The sequence below is a fragment of the Bacillus sp. A1 genome, from assembly GCF_042296235.1.
GTDB lineage: Bacteria > Bacillota > Bacilli > Bacillales > Bacillaceae > Bacillus > Bacillus velezensis.
Window position 1 is genome coordinate 3,921,956 of record NZ_CP141181.1, and the last position, 17,447, is coordinate 3,939,402.

Below are 17,447 nucleotides of genomic sequence, written 5' to 3' on the forward strand. Positions count from 1 at the left end.
ATGCCGAAACAAATAGATACCATACTCACCAACATCGGCCAGCTGCTGACGATGGAATCCGGCGGCCCCCGATCCGGCGGGAGCATGCAGGATCTTCATGTCACGGAAAATGCCGTCATCGGCGTTCACGACGGGCGCATTGTTTTTGCCGGACATCAAGGAGCGGAGAAAGGATACGAGGCAAGAGACATTATCGACTGCGGGGGACGGCTCGTCACCCCCGGCCTCGTCGATCCCCATACCCATCTTGTATTCGGAGGGTCCCGCGAAAAAGAACTGAATTTAAAAATTCAGGGCATGTCTTATTTGGATATTCTGGCGCAAGGCGGCGGTATTTTGTCAACGGTCAAAGACACGAAAGCCGCCTCCGAAGAAGAACTGATTGAAAAAGGGCTTTTTCACCTCGGACGCATGCTGTCATACGGCATCACAACCGCGGAAGTAAAAAGCGGGTACGGACTCGACAAAGACACGGAGCTGAAACAGCTGACCGCGGCGAAAAAACTGGGTGAGCGCCAGCCGGTCGACCTCGTCACGACCTTTATGGGAGCACACGCCATTCCGCCTGAGTACCGGAACAGCCCTGACGAATTTCTGAATCGCATGCTGCAGCTTTTGCCTGACATAAAAGAAAAAGGCCTTGCGCAATTTGCCGATATTTTCACAGAAACAGGCGTCTTTACCGTCAGCCAGTCGCGGGACTACCTGAAAAAGGCGGCTGAAGCTGGTTTCGGCCTGAAAATCCATGCTGATGAGATTGACCCGCTCGGCGGCGCGGAATTGGCGGCAGAGCTGCATGCTGTTTCTGCCGATCATTTGGTGGGGGCGTCTGATACAGGCATCGAAAAGCTAGCGGAATCCGGAACGATCGCCGTCCTGCTGCCGGGCACGACTTTCTATCTCGGAAAACACACTTATGCGCGAGCCCGGGAGATGATTGATGCGGGCGTACGGGTCAGTTTGGCGACTGACTTCAATCCGGGCAGCTCACCGACGGAAAATCTCCAGCTCATTATGTCGATTGCCGCGCTTCATTTAAAAATGACCGCAGAAGAAATCTGGCACGCTGTCACCGTTAATGCAGCGTATGCGATCGGAAAAGGCGAAGAGGCCGGACAAATCAAAGCCGGACGGGCGGCTGACATTGTCATTTGGGAAGCGCCGAATTACATGTATATCCCGTATCATTACGGCGTCAATCATGTCCGCCGTGTCATCAAGAACGGAAAGACGGTCGTTTCAAGGGAGGGAGCCGCTCTTGGATAAGTATCCGTTTCTGCAAAAAGCCGGCTCCCTCTTCAACGACCGCCATGTGACAAGGATCGGCGATGTAACGGAAGCGTGGGCGGGACAAACGATCAAAGGGCCGGCTTTGATCGGCGTTCCGCTTTCTAAGTCGTCAATCAGCCATTCCGGCGCCTGCTTTGCACCCGGTGCGATCCGCCGGGCGCTCGGCGGCATTTCCGCATATTCCGCGGAGCTGCGGAAGCATGTCATTGACCATCTGTACGATATCGGCGATATTCAGATTCACGTCACGGATGTCGTCAAATCTCACGAACACATTTATCGGACCTTTTATGATATTCTGACGGACCAGCCTGACTGGGTGCCCGTCATTCTCGGCGGCGACAACTCCATCAGTTATTCCACCATTAAAGCCATTGCGGAAACGAAAGGAACAACGGCCGTCTTTCAATTCGACGCCCACCACGACGTCCGCAACACGGAAGACGGAGGGCCGACAAACGGCACGCCATTCCGCCGTCTGTTAGATGAAAATATCATAAGCGGACAAAACCTGATTCAGCTTGGAATCAGGGAGTTCAGCAACAGCTTGGCATATGAACAATATGTAAAAGAGCGTCAGGCAGACGTGCATACAATGGAGATGATCCGGGAGAAAGGGCTTCTCCGAACGATACAAGACACTTTGCCGGCCGTTCAAAAAAGAGCCGACGCCATTTTTATTTCGGTTGATATGGATGTGCTGGATCAAGCTCATGCGCCCGGCTGTCCTGCGATCGGCCCCGGAGGCCTGTATACCGAGGAACTGCTTCAGGCGGTCCGGTTTTTAGCCCAGGAGGCTGACATCTCGGGTATTGAGATCGTTGAGGTTGATCCGACACTTGATTTTCGCGATATGACAAGCCGGGCAGCCGCACACGTCATTTTACATGCATTGAAGGGATTTAAATTGTCACGTTAAAGTCAAATCCGGCACGCGTGATCTCGGCTGCCGGAAGATTCTCACGCCACGCAAAAAGGGGGAGATCACGATGGATGTTGATCAAGGCGGCAATCAACTAAAGCGCACGATGAAAAGCAGGCACTTATTTATGATTTCATTGGGAGGGGTCATCGGCACGGGGCTGTTTTTGAGCACAGGGTATACATTGAGCCAGGCCGGGCCGGGCGGGACGATCGCCGCTTACCTGATCGGCGGCTTGATGATGTATCTTGTCATGCAGTGTCTCGGAGAATTGTCAGTAGCCATGCCTGTGACCGGTTCATTTCAAACGTATGCGACAACGTTTATCGGGCCGTCCACGGGTTTTATGGTCGGTATCATGTATTGAGTGAATTGGGTGGTGACGGTAGGATCGGAGTTTACAGCTTCCGGTATCCTCATGCAGCGCTGGTTTCCCCACAGCAGCGTCTGGATGTGGAGCGCGATTTTCGCGGCTCTCCTTTTTGCCGCCAATGCATTCTCCGTTAAATTGTTTGCAGAAACAGAGTTTTGGTTTTCCAGCGTCAAAATCGTCACCATCCTTTTATTTATCATCTTAGGCGGCGCCGCGATGTTCGGTTTGATTTCATTGCACGGTTCGGGTGAAGCTCCGATGCTGTCGAATTTCACCTCACACGGCGGACTGTTTCCGAACGGCTTTCTTGCGGTTTTCATCGCAATGATTTCCGTAAGCTTCGCCTTTTCAGGGACGGAGCTGATCGGAATTACAGCGGGTGAAACCGCCAATCCGGCAAAAGATATTCCGCGTTCGATCCGAAATGTCGCCTGGAGAACGGTCATCTTTTTTATCGGCGCCATTTTTGTGCTGTCCGGACTGATCTCCTGGAAGGAAGCCGGTGTGATTGAAAGTCCGTTTGTCGCGGTCTTTTCCCAGATCGGTATCCCATACGCCGCAGATATCATGAACTTCGTGATTTTAACGGCTTTGCTTTCGGTCGCCAACTCCGGACTGTATGCTTCCACCCGGATGCTGTGGTCTCTTGCGAATGAAAACATGATCAGCGCCCGGTTCAAAAAAGTCACGCCGAAAGGCATTCCGCTGAATGCCCTGCTCGCCAGCATGGCCGTTTCCTGCATATCCTTGATCTCAAGCATCGCCGCCCCGGGCACGGTCTACGTGGTGCTTGTGGCAATAGCCGGATTTGTCGGCGTCGTGGTATGGATGAGCATCGCCCTGTCTCAGCTGTTATTTCGAAAACATTATGTGAAAAACGGCGGACGCGTCTCGGATCTGACCTTCCGCACACCGTTATACCCTCTCGTTCCGATCGCCGCCATGATCTTATGTTTCGCTTCATGCGTAGGCCTTGCATTTGATCCCAATCAAAGAATCGCCCTCTTCTGCGGAATTCCTTGTATGATCCTGTGCTATCTCATTCGTTTTTTGAGAAAGAAACAGCCGAAACAATCCGTCCGTGACATTCATTTGGATAAAACCATGCCATAAAAAAAGGCACATACTGATGAGGTATGTGCCTTTCTTCTCTTATTCCGTAATCAGCGTATGAATCAGTTTCGGCGCTTCCGCTTTTTCTGAGATGCGGATGTTGTCATAGACTTTGGCGGTCACGTCTTCAACGTTTTCGCGGTTGGCGTAAAGGGTGACGAGCGGCTCGCCTTTTTCGACGTTGTCACCGACTTTTTTGCGGAGCATAATGCCGACGGCAAGATCGATTTCGTCCTCTTTTGTCGCACGTCCCGCGCCCAACAGCATTGCTGCGACGCCGATTTCGTCAGCGACGATTTCTGAAACGACACCCGCTTCTTTCGCCGGAACGTCAATTTTGTACGCCGCCTGCGGAAGTTTGGACGGATCGTCAACAACAGAAGCGTCTCCTCCCTGATTGCTCAGGAACTCTTTGAACTTTTCAAGCGCTTTGCCGTTTTTCATGACTTCCTGAAGCTTCGTTCTCGCTTCTTCCAATGTCTCAGCTTTTTTCGCCAATACGACCATTTGGCTGCCGAGCGTGAGGACGAGTTCGTTTAAGTCTTCAGGCCCTTCCCCTCTTAACGTATCAATGGCTTCTTGTACTTCCAGGGCATTCCCGATCGCAAAACCGAGCGGCTGCGACATGTCAGAAATCACGGCCATCGTCTGGCGGCCGACGTTGTTTCCGATGCGGACCATTGCTTTGGCGAGGTTCACGGCGTCTTCATCCGTTTTCATAAACGCGCCGGCTCCCGTTTTGACGTCAAGCACGATGGCATCTGCTCCGGCGGCGATTTTTTTACTCATAATTGAGCTTGCGATCAGCGGGATGGAGTTCACCGTACCCGTTACATCACGCAGCGCATACAGCTTTTTATCGGCAGGCGTCAAATTGCCGCTTTGTCCGATGACCGCTACCTTGTCGCGGTTCACAAGCTTGATGAATTCATCTTTTGACAATTCCACATGGAAGCCTTCGATCGCTTCCAGCTTATCAATGGTACCCCCCGTATGGCCAAGACCGCGGCCGGACATTTTAGCGACGGGAACGCCGAGCGCCGCGACGAGCGGTGCGAGTACGAGAGTTGTCGTGTCGCCGACCCCGCCCGTAGAGTGCTTGTCGACCTTAATGCCTTCAATGGCGGAGAGATCAATCGTTTCCCCTGAATTCACCATCGCCATTGTCAGATCGGCGCGCTCCTGATCTGTCATATCCTGAAAGTAAATCGCCATAGCCAGTGCGCTTGCCTGATAATCAGGGATGCTTCCGTCCGTGTATCCTTTTACGAAAAATTGAATTTCTTCTGTTGTCAGTTCTTTTCCATTTTGTTTTTTTACAATAAGATCTACCATTCTCATGATCTATCACCTGTCCTTCATTTATGTTCAGTGAATCAATCCGACGATCGCCGCTGTCAAGAAGCTGACGAGTGTTGCGCCGTACAGCAGCTTCAGCCCGAACCGCGCGACGACGTTTCCTTGTTTTTCATGCAGCCCTTTCACCGCACCGGTAATGATTCCGATAGAGGAGAAATTCGCGAATGAGACAAGGAATACAGATACCACTGCCTGTGTATGCGCACTGAAATGGAAATCGCCGGATGAGAGTGTCTGCATCGCCACAAATTCATTCGATACCATTTTCGTCGCCATAATGCTTCCGGCGCTCACCGCTTCATTCCACGGAATACCGGTTAAAAACGCAAACGGCGCGAATACATATCCGAGCAGCGCCTGGAATGTAATGCCGAAGACCGCGTTAAAAACGCCGTTGACCAGGGCAATGAGTGCGACAAATCCGATCAGCATCGCCGCTACGACGACGGCGACTCTGAATCCATCCATTATATACTCACCGAGCACTTCAAAAAAGGATTGCTTTTCTTCTTCAGGAACGACGATCAAATCCTCTTCTTTGCTGACGGTGTACGGGTTAATGATAGAAGCGATGATAAATCCGCCGAATAAGTTCAGCACAAGCGCCGTCACGACGTATTCAGGCTTCAGCATCATCATGTAAGAACCGACGATCGACATTGAGACCGTCGACATTGCGGACGCGCAAAGCGTATATAAGCGCTGTTCAGTAAGATAACCGAGCTGTTTTTTCAAACTGATAAAGACTTCTGATTGCCCTAAAATCGCGGATGCAACAGCGTTGTAAGATTCGATTTTCCCCATTCCGTTCACCTTGCTTAACGCAAGACCGATATACTTCGTGATGAAGGGAAGGACCTTCCAATGCTGCAGAATTCCGATTAAAGCGGATATAAAGACGATCGGCAGAAGCACGCTCATGAAGAACGTCGTCTGTTTCGCATTCACAAGCCCGCCGAATACAAAGTTAATCCCTTCTGATGCATATTCCAGCAAGTAGTTAAATCCTTTTGCAAAACCGCCGACAAGAAAATTCCCGATACCGGTGTTGAGGAGAATATAACCGAGAATCAGCTGCAGCACGAGCATGACGGCGATCGGCCGGATTCTGATTCTTTTTTTGCCGTTGCTGGCAAGCCAGGCAAGACCTAAAAACACAATGATTCCGATAATTCCGATGAGATACTTCATATGTGTTCTCCTTTTATTTGTATTCGCTTACAATTTTTTATGCATCAACAAAGAAAGAGGATGGCGGAAGCTTTCAGCTTCCGCACTGCTGATTAATAGTCGCTGCTGCCGCTGTCTCCGCCGCTCACAATAGAGACGCCCGCACTTGCGCCGATCCGGCTCGCGCCCGCAGCGATCATGCTGTCAACATCAGCTTTTGTTCTGATGCCGCCTGATGCTTTGACCCCGATGTCCGGTCCGACTGTTTTTCTCATAAGAGCGATATCTTCAGCCGTTGCCCCGCCTGTAGAAAAACCGGTAGACGTTTTGACGAAATCGGCGCCTGCTGATACCGCTAAGCGGCACGCGCGCTCTTTTTCTTCATCTGTCAAAAGGCATGTTTCGATGATCACTTTGACGAGCGCTTTTTTATCAGCTGCTTCAACTACTGCGCGGATATCAGCTTCAACCGCTTCATCATCGCCGTCTTTTAATGCGCCGATATTGATGACCATGTCAACCTCAGTGGCTCCTTTTGAGATGGCATCCTTCGTTTCAAATGCTTTTGTTTCCGATGTCGTTGCGCCGAGAGGAAATCCGATAACGGTGCAAACGTCAACTCCCGTGCCCTTCAGTTCCTCCGCTGCGAGTTTGACCCAAGTCGGGTTTACACAAACGGAAGCGAATTTATATTCTTTTGCTTCTTTTATCAGTTGTAAAATATCTGCTTTTTGTGTATGCGGTTTCAAAGCAGTATGGTCTATTTGACTTGCAATTGACATTGTATGCACTTCCTTTTTCCTAGGATACGTTTAGAATAACCGAATTTTGAACATATGTAAATTGGTAATTGAAATTATGTTCATGAATTGTCACAATTCTTGAATGAGTTTTTTGGCCGTATGCTGATCGGTAATCAAAACGTTGGCGTACTTTCCTTTGAGGGCACCGTGAATGGCCTTGCATTTTCTGCTGCCGCCCGCCACCAGAATCGAACGCTCTTTCATTTTCAAGTCGCTGAGCTCGACTCCGATCGTCCGGCCGTTAATGCTGCTGCTGCAAATCCTGCCTTCCGCGTCAAAAAAGCGCGAACAAATATCCCCGACCCCGTGCGCTTTCAGCAATTGTTTCTCTTCTTCCCGGAAATAGCCGAGTCTGAAAAGCAGCGCCTCATCCCGGACGGTTCCGACCGTAAACAGGGCGATATTGGCTTGTCTGCCCATTTCAATGATCCGCTTAATATGTCTGTCCCGCTCGACCATCTGTTTCACATCGGCGCTGTCAAATATAACCGGCAGCGGCAAATACCTCGGCATCGTCTGAAATGCTTCGGCGAACAGCTGAATCGTTTCTGACGAATACGTATTGACATTGGAATGACTGATGCCGCCTTTCAGCTGCACAACTTCAACGCTCTTTACCTGCTTCGGCTCCATGCGGCTTGCGATCTGGTACATCGTCGTCCCCCAGCTTACGCCGAGTATATCGCCGTCCTTTACGGTTTTATGCATATAGTCTGCGCCATAGCGGCTTAAGTAATGTGTAATGGCCTGGTAATCGTCGCTTGGAGAAAAGACGACGTGCGCCTCAAGCAGCCCGTATTTTTCTTCCAGCTTCGCGCCTAGTTCGTCCAGATCCTCAAATGGGTCCATGACGCGAATTTGCACATACCCTTTTTCCTTTGCGTACTGAAGCAGCCTTGAAACGGTGGGGCGTGACAGATTAAGCCGTTCGGCGATCTGCTGCTGGCTGTAATCTGATTGATAATATAGTTTTGCCGCTTCTATGCTGAGCTGCTGTTTTTCACGATCCATGTCGCGCCTCCCCTCTCCGCTTATCATATCACCAAAATACGCGGTAAAAAAGCACCCTCTGATGGGGTGCCTATTTTTTCAGCACAAGCTCCTGAATCGCATGCGCCACGCCGTGTTCGTTATTTGATTTCGTTTCAAAATCGGCAATCTCCCTTACTTCCGGGATGGCATTGGCCATTGCCACACCGCAGCCGGCCCACTGAATCATGGACATGTCGTTGCCGTTATCGCCGATTGCCATGACGTCTTTCTGTTCAATGCCGAGTTTTTCGGCCAGCAGCTTAACCGCGTTTCCTTTACTGACTTTCGGGTGAAGAATCTCATGGAAGAATGGCGCACTTTTGACCATTGTGTATGTTTCTTTGAATGATTCCGGAATGGAAGCGATCGCTTTCTCCAGCTTGTCCGGATCGTCAATGAACATGACTTTCGGAATCAGAATATCCTTCGGCACTTCATCGATCGTGCGGAAATGAAGCGGCACTTTCGTAATGTATGATTCGTATACCGTGTATTCACTGATATCCCGGTTCGGCGTGTACAGATTGGCTGTGTCAAAGTAATGCATCGGAGTATCCAGCTGTAAGCTCAGCTCGTAAAGCGACTTCAAATCCTCAAAGCCTAATGACTGCTCGGCCACGACACCGTTTGTATACGTATTTTGGACGAGTGCGCCGTTATAGGCAATCACAAAGTCGCCTTCTTCCTGTAAGTTCAGCTCTTCCAAATACCGACGCACGCCGCCGATCGGCCGGCCCGTGCACAGGACGATATTGACCCCTTCCGCTTTGGCGGCATCAAGCGCCCCGCGGACTTCAGCCGTCACTTCATGATGATCGTTTAATAGTGTTCCGTCCATATCTATTGCGATTAACTTGTACATCCTGCATCTCCTTTGTGTCCTTTTCTTCTTATGCTTTCATCATATCGTTTTTTCGTTTCAATGAAAAATCAAACGGACGAGTTTCTCCGCCTTCTCTTCGTATAACGGGCCTGCCTCCGGATACGGGGCCGTCTTTTCCCCTTGTCAGCTTGTTCGCCGCCGTCGTCTGTTTTCTGCTTCAAGAGCATCAGCCCCGCCGCAAAGAAAGGGACGGCCGCTATGTCCAGAAGGGCAAGCTTTATTCCCATCGCTGCGGGAAAGTATGCCCATAATGAACGGCTGTTCCGCCTGATCATGATATAAGAAACGATTTCCAGCAGGATAAACAGAGCGTTCACCCACAAGTAAATGAGCATTGCCGCAAACAGAAACAGCAGAAGCGTATTCCGCAGCGTGCCGGAAAACAGAAGAGCGCGCATCATATCAAAGAATGAAAAAGACTGCATGCTGCTGTTGACGACATTGGGATTGTAAATGGTAAAACGCCCGAACTGATCAAAAAGCATAAAAAATAACCATAACAGTGAAAACCATTGAATGATATGTACGATGACACCCGTCAAAACGAGTCTGTCGGCAGCCTTATTTCTCATGTGCATCCTCCCCGCCGGTTTTTATTCTTGTCATTGTTTTTGTTTCTCCGTATATCTTCCAAATGAGCGTACCGTTTTTTCCTCTTTTCAACGTGCTTTTGACGGGGTGCGGATGTCCGAGGTATTCAATCTCGATCGTCCCGTCCGTGTTTTGTGAGATCACCTTGTACACATCTGAGGGCATGGCAACCTCGCCGCGGCCTTGAATGACCTGCTTTGTCAGCACGCTGTCTTTCGTAAACGTGACGGTTTCAGATCTGACCCCGTCCATCGGGCCCGGTTTCAGCCCTGCATCCCATGTCCCGTAATAAAAAGGGGTATCGTCTGCTTTCTTTTGCGAGCAGCCTGTTATCATGACGCATCCGAAAACAAGAACCGTCATGATGAAAATCCGTATGTTCCGCAACATGATCACCTTCCTTTGAAGCTTTTTTACGCCTGTAACTTAGGCAGATGCCGTGGCACTGTGCAATTGACTACATAGTGTATAAAGACTTCACTAGATAAGGAGAATGATGAATGAACCCATATCAGTACTACACCCCGCCTGCCTATTTCCCTCAGCAGCAGGAATACGAAGTGAACCGCGTTGAGTATGAGCCGTATCAGCAGCAGGAAAGCTATTATTATGCGCCCCCTCAGTCTGAAGAGCGGCAGCCGACGGCTTTAGAACGGAGAGTCGCCCAGCTTGAAAGACAAAACGCCCAGCAAACGAGAGAGCTCACCCGCCTCTCACAAGAAGACCAGCGCCAAAACCGGGAAATCACGCGTATGAATGAGCAGATCAGACGGCTGAGCCAGTCCATTGAAATCCATACCCGCCGCTTAAACCGTTTGAATCAGCGCCTGCGCGCAGTCGAAAACAGACTCAATATTCCTTTTCACGCTACAGAAGGCGGCTTCTGAGAAAAAGGGCCGGAATACAAAGCTCGACAGGCCATCCCGAGCCTTGTATTCCGCTCTGTACATAACAGGTAAATATTTGAATCCTTTTCTTGCATGAATGCCTCTCCTATTCTTTCACATGATAAATGTGTAAAATCAATCACTCCAGGAGGTCTTCATGATGTATCAAAACCAATACAGCGGAAATCAGCTGCAGCAATGCCGCCAAACAGCACAGCAGCTTATTCAGCAGACACAGCAAAGCAGTCAGCAGTACAAGCAAATGCTCCAGCAGGAACAGCAAAACATTCAAATGCTTCAGCAGATGCTTAACCATGAACAGCATGCCGTTCATACCATTCAGCAAGCGCTGCAGGGGCATGAAGCGGCCATTCAGAAATGCCAGCAAATCGTGAATGTGTGCAATCAGCTTCAGCAGGAAGTAAGCGGACACATGCCTGCACCGATGGCAAACGCTAATGTTTCTTCATTCCCGCAAACACAGCATCACACACCGTTTCAGCAGCACTCATACCAGCAATAGGCCGGTCATGCAAATGACAAAGCGCGAGATACCGGCTTTGTCATTTGTTTTTATCTCTGTTTTGTCAGATCAATGCGATGAGCGGGTTTTCCGCCGAATTTTGCTTCCGCCTCATGCCTTACCGCTTCAAACGCTCTTGCTTCGACGTTTTGTTTAAACACATCAAGCTGTATCAAATAAGCCGCCCGCACTTTCAGCCCGTGGATGATGGAGATGACCCATAAAGGCAGCACGATATACACGCCCGGCGTGCTCGGCAGCACAAAAGCAATTGCTAAAATAATAAAATAGATAAGTCCGTATTTCAGCCATTTTTTGTTCTTGGCCCGGTAGCCGATATAGAAAAAGGCCAAGAAAGCGGTCAGCGCAAACGGCGCAAAAGTCAGCAGCAGCCACCAGCTGTGCAGCACTTCCCACCAAGTCCCTCTTTTCGTAATCAACATTCATTCCTCCTCCTTTACTACTATAACATGGATAATCAAGGAAGGATTTCTATAAAAAACATAGACGGAATGACATCTTCCTGCTATATTAATAATGATAATCATTATCACCGAAATAGGGGGATCATTATGAAGAAACAATCATGGCTGATCGGCCTGGCACTTCTGCTTGTTTTCGCATTAAGCGCTTGCAGCGGCGCGAAGGAAAACAACGGATCGGCATCAGGCAAAGGAAAGACAGACATGCGTACATATGAATCAACAAAAGGAAATATTGACATACCCGCACATCCGAAACGGATCGTCACTGATTTTTATGCAGGTGAGCTGCTGTCCGTTGACGCAAATGTCGTCGGGGCGGGCTCATGGGCTTTCAAAAATCCGTTTATCAAAAAACAGCTGAAAAATATCACGGACATCGGCAATCCCGTCAATGTGGAGAAAGTGATGCAGCTGAAGCCTGATTTAATCGTGCTGATGAAGGATGACCAATACGAAAAACTATCGAAAATCGCACCGACGATTGTCATTCCTTTTAACACCGCAAAGAATACGAAAGATACGGTCAGCCTATTCGGCGACATTGCCGGGGCGAAGGATAAAGCCAAAAGCTTTATGGCAGACTTCAACAAAAAAGCCGAAGCGAATCAAAAGCGCCTCAAAAACGTGATCGGCAAAGACGAGACAGTCGGCCTTTATGAAACGACGGATAAAGGCGAAATCTGGATTTTCAATGACAATTCCGGCCGCGGCGGCCAAGCCGTTTATAATGCGCTCGGATTGAATGCGCCGGCCAAAATTGAAAAAGACATCATGAAAACGGGCGCCATGAAACAGGTTTCCCAAGAGGTCATCCCTCAATATGCGGCTGATTATATGTTCATTACCGATTACAATCCGAATGGAGAAAGCAAAACATTTGAGCGTCTGAAAGATTCATCCGTTTGGAAAAATCTCGATGCCGTAAAAAACAATCGTGTCTTTATCAACGATTTCAACACCTTCTATCCGTATGACCCGATTGCCGTCAGCAAACAGATGGATATCATCACCGACATGCTGATCAAACGGGCCGAAGAAAATAAAAAATAAAAAAACGGCACAGTCATGACACTGTGCCGCTTTTCATGTTCACTTTAATTTTGACTGTACGGAGCCCGGCATATCTTCAAATCTGACTTCTTCCCAGGTCTCGACATACTTTCCTTTCGCCTTCACCTTCAAATACGCGTTCTTCCGAAGGTCTTTCCCGGCGAAAAAGGTCACTTCTTCTTTTTTCCCGGATGCGTTATATCCGTCTAATGTATACTCAGTACCGCCCGGGCTAAGATGTTTGCCATCTCGATCAATCTGTACATAAACATCTTGCTGGTGAATAAACGGATTAAATCTGTCTGTAACATCATTATGAAAAAAGAGAAGTCCGTATATGACGGCAGCGGCCGCCAAGACGGCCAGGATTGCCAATGCTTTTTTCATCTTTGCACTCCCCTTACTTGTTCATTTTTTTCAAATAGCTTGTCCGCACCGCGAGGAAGAACAGAAGCTGAAAGATGAAAAACCCTCCGATGGTCAGACTGAGCGGCCCCGCTACATCGGAATAGCCTTCCACGGCCAATGTTCTCAAGGCAAACAGTGTATGCATGACGGCAATGACAAATGGAAAGAAGAAAAGAATGGCCAATTGTATTGTCACGCTTTGTGCCATTTCACGCTCACTCAGGCCGATTTTGGCCAGTGAACGGTAGCGCTCCCGGTCCTCATCTAAATCGGTGAACAGCCTGAAATATAAGAAACTTGCTGCCGCGACAAAGAATACAATGGCGATAAACAGGCCGATGAATAAACTCAGGCTCGGCAGCTGCACCGTATCATAGTAGGTGCCGGCTTTTGACATAAAATCAGAATGCACGTCGATATAGTTGCCGTAGATCTCATCTTTCAGAGATTGGCTGAACCCAAGACTGTCTTTCCAATGATCGTAGCTGTAGCCGTATAATGACGCTTTATCACCGAGTGATTTGAGCTGATCAAAGGTTTGATCGTTCACCGCGATGATGGCATTCAATGAGATCAGCGGTTTTTTGACTTCTTTTACCGTCAGTTTTTGGTCAGATGGCTTGCCTTTTTGGTTCAGCAGCTTCAGCTGATCCGGCGCTTCGTTTTTGAAATTGCGGTCATACGTGCCCGGGAAATAGACAGCCTCATCATGTTTCAGGCCGCTCAGCTTGACATGGAAGTATTTTGATACATCCGATTTGCTGATCATGTAAACAGGCGGAACAGTATCTCCTTCCTGATAGCGGACATAGGAAACATTTATTTTGTCTTTCTTATACGTAAAGCCGTGTGTTTTCAGTTCATGGTCAATATCTTTCAAATGAGTCTTTTCTTTTGAATTATTGCTGAAAGATACATACTCCATCTCATAGGCGGACTCTTCCGCCCCGACGGTCGATTTGTACATTGCGAGCACGCCTGTCGCAGTAAACGCAACCGCGGAAATAATGCTGACAATAAAGAACAGGCGGGCGTTGTCTTTTAAACGATAAACAAGGTCAGAAACCCAAATGACATTTTTCCCGCGCAGATAAAAGGTTTTCCACTTCTTCAGCGCGCGCAGAATCCAGATGCTGCTTTGGCTGAAAAAGAAATACGTGCCGATGACGGTAAGCAGTAAAATGATGAACGGTTGAGTCCCGTGGACATTGCCTTTCAGAACCATGCCGTACCCGCCGCAAAGACAGGCGATGCCGAATAAGGACAGAAGCACGGACGGCTTCGGCTCCGGCTTGATCTTGTCAGTGCCCTTTATTAATTTGATCACCGTATTTGATCTGACAAAAAGGATCGTGAACTGCGATAAAAGGAAAAATAAGAGCAGAAATCCGCCGGCCGTAATGCCGAGCGCTTTCCAAGGCATGTACAGAGGCAGCGCGTCCATTTCTAAAATATAAGCGCCGACCGTAAAGAACGTTTTCGAAAAAATGAATCCTCCGATAATCCCGGCTGCGATCGACATGACGCCGATGATCATGTTTTCCGCCGTAATGAGCTTTCTCAGCTGCCCCGGCGTGATGCCCTGCATGAGCAGGATGCCGAATTCTTTATTTCTCGATTTCAAAAATGCGTTAACCGAATACAGAACAAATAAGAAAGAAAAAACAAAGATCATCCATTCCGCGGCGGTTAAGCCTTTTCTGGCGATGTTATTCAGGTAGCCTTCCTTTAGTGCCGGATGAAACAGGAACATCGCAAAGGTAAAGAAAATCAAAACGGAAAAAGCTCTGCTTAAAAAGAAAGCAAGATAGGCCCTTTTGTTTCTCGTGACGTTTTTATAAGCGAACTGAAGAAAGGTCATTTGCGTTTCCCCCCAGCATAGACAGCACATCAAGAATCTGCTCATAAAAGACTTGGCGGTTTTCCCCGCGGTAAATCTCATTAAACAGTTCGCCGTCTTTTATAAAGATGACGCGGCGGCAGTAGCTTGCCGCAACCGGATCATGGGTCACCATCAAAGCCGTGATATGATCATCCTGATTCAGGCTCTGCATCGTTTCCATGACGTCTTTTGACGCTTTGGAATCAAGGTTTCCCGTCGGTTCATCGGCCAGAATGAGTGACGGCTTATGAATGACCGCTCTTGCGATGGCGGCCCGCTGGCGCTGTCCGCCGGATACTTCAAACGTCCGTTTGTTGAGCAGGTCTTCGATTCCGAGCTTTGCCGCGATGCCGTGCAGTTTTTCTTCCATGACAGACGGCGCTTCTTTTTCAAGCGTTAACGGAAGCATGATATTTTCACCGATTGTCAGTGTGTCCAGAAGGTTGAAATCCTGAAACACAAATCCGAGCTGCTTGCGGCGGAAATGAGCAAGCTTTGTCCGCTTCAGGCGGTGCGGGTTTTCTCCGTGAATCAGGATATCGCCTGAATCCGGCCGGTCGATCGTTGAAATGATATTCAAAAGCGTTGTTTTTCCGGAGCCGGACGGTCCCATCACCGCCGTGAACCCGCCTTCTTCTATTGAAAACGAAATTTGTTTTAAAGCTTGATAGGACACTTGTCCTTTATAGGTTTTATTTATATGTTTGACTTCAAGCATATTCGCCATGAAAATCCTCCTTATGGTTTTATTCTTGTTGTTCTGGGCTGCTTTCATGTAGTGCCGGGGCATTTAACATAAAAATCCCCTTGACATAAATCCATGTTATCAAGGGGAAACAAAACGAGCTATGTTGTTTTCTTAACGCAGCCTTACATTTTTGTAAGAAATGAAAATCGGACCGATGTCCCTTCACCGGGGGACGAGCTGATGTCCACCGTATGATTGAGCTTGCCCGTAATTTCTTTGACGAGATGGAGGCCGATCCCCGTAGATTCTTGGAAACGCCGCCCGTTTTCACCGGTGTAATAAGGGGCAAACACCCGCTTGATATCTTGCGAGGGAATGCCGACACCGTAATCTTTGACTTCAAGCACCATCCTGTCTTCATCGCGGAAGACATTCAGCTCAAGTCTGTCACTCTTGCCTGCCGAATACTTGACCGCATTTGTAACCACTTGGCCGATCGCAAATTTGAGCCATTTTGCATCAGTGTAAATCTGATGGTCATCGCGAATGTCCATTTTCGGATAAACGCGGTATTGAATAAAAAATCGTTTATAGCTTTGAATGACTGATTGGAGAAGCTCTGATAAGGAAACCGCTTCGACTTTAAAATCCCGCTCAAACAGGTCAAGCCTTGATGAATAAAGAAGCGTCTCCAGCCCGAATTCAATCTGCCGAACCTCTTTTTTGATTTGTTCAAAGACGGGCTCATCCTCTTCCTGAATGATTAAATTAATGACCGACAGCGGCGTCTTTACTTGGTGCACCCATTGATTCATATACGTCACCCGCGCGTCAAGCTTGGCTTCGGTCTCATGAAGCTTCTGGTGCTGCAGCCGGATCAGCTCCATCTGCTTTTCATACAGCTCTGAACAAAACACCGAAGAACCGAGATACGGGATGTCCGTCCCTTCCTGCTCCGAGCTGAGCCAATGATACACGCCGCGGTCTTTGTACCAGCGATAGGCAAGATAACCCGCCAAAATAAGAAGCTGCACGCCCAATATGTAAAACAGGTGGGAAAAAGAATGAAGACCCGCAAACCAGTAATAAAAGAAGACAAACAGCCCTTGAAGGAGAAAAAGCAGAATCAGCACGGCATGAGACCGGAGAAACAGCTTCATGACAGCGCCCTCAGCTGGTAGCCTTCGCCCCGCACCGATTCAATGGAAACAGGCGCATTCAGTTCCCGCAGTTTTTTTCTGAGCCGCGTGATATACACGTTAAGTGTATTATCATCGACGAAAATGTCGGTGTCCCACGTTTTTTCCATGAGCCGGTCTCTTCCCGTCACCTTTTCTCCCCGCTCCAGCAGCACTTCCAAAAGCTTGCTTTCTTTTTTAGAAAGCTCGCTTTTTTCGTCCTGAAAGCGCAGTTCAAACCGTTCCACAAAGAGCTGCACACCGGCATATTCAACCACTTTCTCTCCCTGCTTGGCGGCGTACTCTCCGTATGCCCTGCGGATCTGGCTTTTGATTTTCGCCAGCACAATATCATAAGAAAACGGTTTTTCGATATAATCATCTCCGCCGTTTTCAATCGCCATCACCTGATCCATTTCGCCGCTTCTGGCAGAGATGAAAATGATCGGGCTTGTAGAATGCTGGCGGATCTGGCGGCACCAATAATAGCCGTCATAAGACGGCAGATTGATATCAAGCAGCACCACATCAGGCTTTTCCCGCAAAAAAACATCAAGAACAGCCGTGAAATCCACGGCGGCCACTGTTTGATATCCGTATTTTTCAAGGTAATTCTGCAATAGTCCGCGAATGTCTTCACTATCTTCCACAATCATGATTTTATTCATGCAACCATCCTCCAAAAGGATACGGCTTTTCGGAGCCCTCATTATTTGATGCCCCCATCATAATGCTTTCATCGGTTCTCTGCAACATGAGAAAGCGGGCCTTTATAAAAGACCCGCTTCTCCCTTTCTCAATGTAAGATCG

General features: G+C 48.6%; 18 protein-coding genes and 1 pseudogene. 6 read left to right on the forward strand and 13 right to left on the reverse strand.

Annotated elements, in window-relative coordinates:
- From hutI to U2H13_RS19335, 3 genes and pseudogenes are all read left to right on the forward strand, one after another.
- Positions 1-1,266, forward strand: a complete 1,266-nt coding sequence (gene hutI / locus U2H13_RS19325) for an imidazolonepropionase (RefSeq protein ID WP_070082601.1) — start codon at positions 1-3, stop codon at positions 1,264-1,266.
- Positions 1,259-2,209: a formimidoylglutamase gene (gene hutG / locus U2H13_RS19330; protein ID WP_376700597.1), complete on the forward strand. Its 951-nt coding sequence runs from the start codon at positions 1,259-1,261 to the stop codon at positions 2,207-2,209. The genes hutI and hutG overlap by 8 nt, the downstream gene beginning before the upstream one ends.
- Positions 2,210-2,279: 70 nt before the next feature.
- Positions 2,280-3,698, forward strand: a pseudogene (locus U2H13_RS19335) (amino acid permease).
- Positions 3,699-3,737: 39 nt separating this feature from the next.
- Here U2H13_RS19335 and U2H13_RS19340 read toward each other — a convergent pair.
- From U2H13_RS19340 to U2H13_RS19370, 7 genes are all read right to left on the reverse strand, one after another.
- Positions 3,738-5,039: a pyrimidine-nucleoside phosphorylase gene (locus U2H13_RS19340; protein WP_007407816.1), complete on the reverse strand. Its 1,302-nt coding sequence runs from the start codon at positions 5,037-5,039 to the stop codon at positions 3,738-3,740.
- A gap of 27 nt (positions 5,040-5,066) precedes the next feature.
- Positions 5,067-6,248: a NupC/NupG family nucleoside CNT transporter gene (locus U2H13_RS19345; protein WP_004393280.1), complete on the reverse strand. Its 1,182-nt coding sequence runs from the start codon at positions 6,246-6,248 to the stop codon at positions 5,067-5,069.
- A gap of 92 nt (positions 6,249-6,340) precedes the next feature.
- Positions 6,341-7,009: a deoxyribose-phosphate aldolase gene (deoC, locus tag U2H13_RS19350; RefSeq protein WP_004393277.1), complete on the reverse strand. Its 669-nt coding sequence runs from the start codon at positions 7,007-7,009 to the stop codon at positions 6,341-6,343.
- A gap of 90 nt (positions 7,010-7,099) precedes the next feature.
- A complete protein-coding gene (locus U2H13_RS19355) occupies positions 7,100-8,041 on the reverse strand; it encodes a sugar-binding transcriptional regulator (RefSeq protein ID WP_014419273.1) in 942 nt (313 codons plus the stop codon).
- 70 nt (positions 8,042-8,111) lie between these two features.
- Complete coding sequence (gene yidA / locus U2H13_RS19360) at positions 8,112-8,924, reverse strand: sugar-phosphatase (RefSeq protein WP_014419274.1); 813 nt, start codon at positions 8,922-8,924, stop codon at positions 8,112-8,114.
- 68 nt (positions 8,925-8,992) lie between these two features.
- On the reverse strand, positions 8,993-9,517 hold the full coding sequence (locus U2H13_RS19365; RefSeq protein WP_061861022.1) for a hypothetical protein: 525 nt from the start codon (positions 9,515-9,517) through the stop codon (positions 8,993-8,995).
- Complete coding sequence (locus U2H13_RS19370) at positions 9,507-9,926, reverse strand: DUF3255 family protein (protein ID WP_007407821.1); 420 nt, start codon at positions 9,924-9,926, stop codon at positions 9,507-9,509. Before U2H13_RS19370 ends, U2H13_RS19365 begins: the two co-directional genes overlap by 11 nt.
- A 110-nt stretch (positions 9,927-10,036) precedes the next feature.
- Here U2H13_RS19370 and U2H13_RS19375 point away from each other — a divergent pair, with 110 nt between their 5' ends.
- Together U2H13_RS19375 and U2H13_RS19380 are read left to right on the forward strand one after the other, a co-directional pair.
- A complete protein-coding gene (locus tag U2H13_RS19375; RefSeq protein WP_014419276.1) occupies positions 10,037-10,423 on the forward strand; it encodes a hypothetical protein in 387 nt (128 codons plus the stop codon).
- A gap of 160 nt (positions 10,424-10,583) precedes the next feature.
- On the forward strand, positions 10,584-10,946 hold the full coding sequence (locus U2H13_RS19380; RefSeq protein ID WP_007407823.1) for a hypothetical protein: 363 nt from the start codon (positions 10,584-10,586) through the stop codon (positions 10,944-10,946).
- Between the two features lie 50 nt (positions 10,947-10,996).
- Here the strand turns inward: U2H13_RS19380 and U2H13_RS19385 are convergent, their stop codons facing one another.
- Positions 10,997-11,389: a hypothetical protein gene (locus tag U2H13_RS19385; protein WP_007407824.1), complete on the reverse strand. Its 393-nt coding sequence runs from the start codon at positions 11,387-11,389 to the stop codon at positions 10,997-10,999.
- A gap of 129 nt (positions 11,390-11,518) precedes the next feature.
- Between U2H13_RS19385 and U2H13_RS19390 the strand changes: the two genes are divergently transcribed.
- Positions 11,519-12,481 (forward strand): iron-hydroxamate ABC transporter substrate-binding protein, encoded by a 963-nt coding sequence (locus U2H13_RS19390; RefSeq protein WP_061861023.1) that lies wholly within the window; start codon positions 11,519-11,521, stop codon positions 12,479-12,481.
- A gap of 39 nt (positions 12,482-12,520) precedes the next feature.
- On the opposite strand, the gene U2H13_RS19395 is transcribed toward U2H13_RS19390, so the two are convergent.
- The 5 genes from U2H13_RS19395 to yxdJ all read right to left on the reverse strand — a co-directional run bounded on the left by U2H13_RS19395 (position 12,521) and on the right by yxdJ (position 17,305).
- Positions 12,521-12,868: a YxeA family protein gene (locus tag U2H13_RS19395; protein WP_004393256.1), complete on the reverse strand. Its 348-nt coding sequence runs from the start codon at positions 12,866-12,868 to the stop codon at positions 12,521-12,523.
- A gap of 13 nt (positions 12,869-12,881) precedes the next feature.
- Complete coding sequence (yxdM, locus tag U2H13_RS19400) at positions 12,882-14,750, reverse strand: ABC transporter permease YxdM (RefSeq protein ID WP_376700598.1); 1,869 nt, start codon at positions 14,748-14,750, stop codon at positions 12,882-12,884.
- A complete protein-coding gene (gene yxdL, locus U2H13_RS19405; RefSeq protein ID WP_007614823.1) occupies positions 14,725-15,498 on the reverse strand; it encodes an ABC transporter ATP-binding protein YxdL in 774 nt (257 codons plus the stop codon). Before yxdL ends, yxdM begins: the two co-directional genes overlap by 26 nt.
- Before the next feature lie 143 nt (positions 15,499-15,641).
- On the reverse strand, positions 15,642-16,619 hold the full coding sequence (gene yxdK, locus U2H13_RS19410; RefSeq protein ID WP_179155816.1) for a two-component system sensor histidine kinase YxdK: 978 nt from the start codon (positions 16,617-16,619) through the stop codon (positions 15,642-15,644).
- Positions 16,616-17,305: a two-component system response regulator YxdJ gene (yxdJ, locus tag U2H13_RS19415; RefSeq protein ID WP_376700599.1), complete on the reverse strand. Its 690-nt coding sequence runs from the start codon at positions 17,303-17,305 to the stop codon at positions 16,616-16,618. Before yxdJ ends, yxdK begins: the two co-directional genes overlap by 4 nt.
- Between the last annotated feature and the right edge of the window lie 142 nt (positions 17,306-17,447).

What these genes read in the sequence shown, in the direction of transcription:
- hutI (WP_070082601.1), top strand. Translation starts at nt 1, where the DNA reads ATGCCGAAACAAATAGATACCATACTCACCAACATCGGCCAGCTGCTG.
- U2H13_RS19340 (WP_007407816.1), bottom strand. Translation starts at nt 5,039, where the DNA reads ATGAGAATGGTAGATCTTATTGTAAAAAAACAAAATGGAAAAGAACTG.
- U2H13_RS19345 (WP_004393280.1), bottom strand. Translation starts at nt 6,248, where the DNA reads ATGAAGTATCTCATCGGAATTATCGGAATCATTGTGTTTTTAGGTCTT.
- deoC (WP_004393277.1), bottom strand. Translation starts at nt 7,009, where the DNA reads ATGTCAATTGCAAGTCAAATAGACCATACTGCTTTGAAACCGCATACA.
- U2H13_RS19355 (WP_014419273.1), bottom strand. Translation starts at nt 8,041, where the DNA reads ATGGATCGTGAAAAACAGCAGCTCAGCATAGAAGCGGCAAAACTATAT.
- yidA (WP_014419274.1), bottom strand. Translation starts at nt 8,924, where the DNA reads ATGTACAAGTTAATCGCAATAGATATGGACGGAACACTATTAAACGAT.
- U2H13_RS19365 (WP_061861022.1), bottom strand. Translation starts at nt 9,517, where the DNA reads ATGAGAAATAAGGCTGCCGACAGACTCGTTTTGACGGGTGTCATCGTA.
- U2H13_RS19370 (WP_007407821.1), bottom strand. Translation starts at nt 9,926, where the DNA reads ATGTTGCGGAACATACGGATTTTCATCATGACGGTTCTTGTTTTCGGA.
- U2H13_RS19375 (WP_014419276.1), top strand. Translation starts at nt 10,037, where the DNA reads ATGAACCCATATCAGTACTACACCCCGCCTGCCTATTTCCCTCAGCAG.
- U2H13_RS19380 (WP_007407823.1), top strand. Translation starts at nt 10,584, where the DNA reads ATGTATCAAAACCAATACAGCGGAAATCAGCTGCAGCAATGCCGCCAA.
- U2H13_RS19385 (WP_007407824.1), bottom strand. Translation starts at nt 11,389, where the DNA reads ATGTTGATTACGAAAAGAGGGACTTGGTGGGAAGTGCTGCACAGCTGG.
- U2H13_RS19390 (WP_061861023.1), top strand. Translation starts at nt 11,519, where the DNA reads ATGAAGAAACAATCATGGCTGATCGGCCTGGCACTTCTGCTTGTTTTC.
- U2H13_RS19395 (WP_004393256.1), bottom strand. Translation starts at nt 12,868, where the DNA reads ATGAAAAAAGCATTGGCAATCCTGGCCGTCTTGGCGGCCGCTGCCGTC.
- yxdM (WP_376700598.1), bottom strand. Translation starts at nt 14,750, where the DNA reads ATGACCTTTCTTCAGTTCGCTTATAAAAACGTCACGAGAAACAAAAGG.
- yxdL (WP_007614823.1), bottom strand. Translation starts at nt 15,498, where the DNA reads ATGGCGAATATGCTTGAAGTCAAACATATAAATAAAACCTATAAAGGA.
- yxdK (WP_179155816.1), bottom strand. Translation starts at nt 16,619, where the DNA reads ATGAAGCTGTTTCTCCGGTCTCATGCCGTGCTGATTCTGCTTTTTCTC.
- yxdJ (WP_376700599.1), bottom strand. Translation starts at nt 17,305, where the DNA reads ATGAATAAAATCATGATTGTGGAAGATAGTGAAGACATTCGCGGACTA.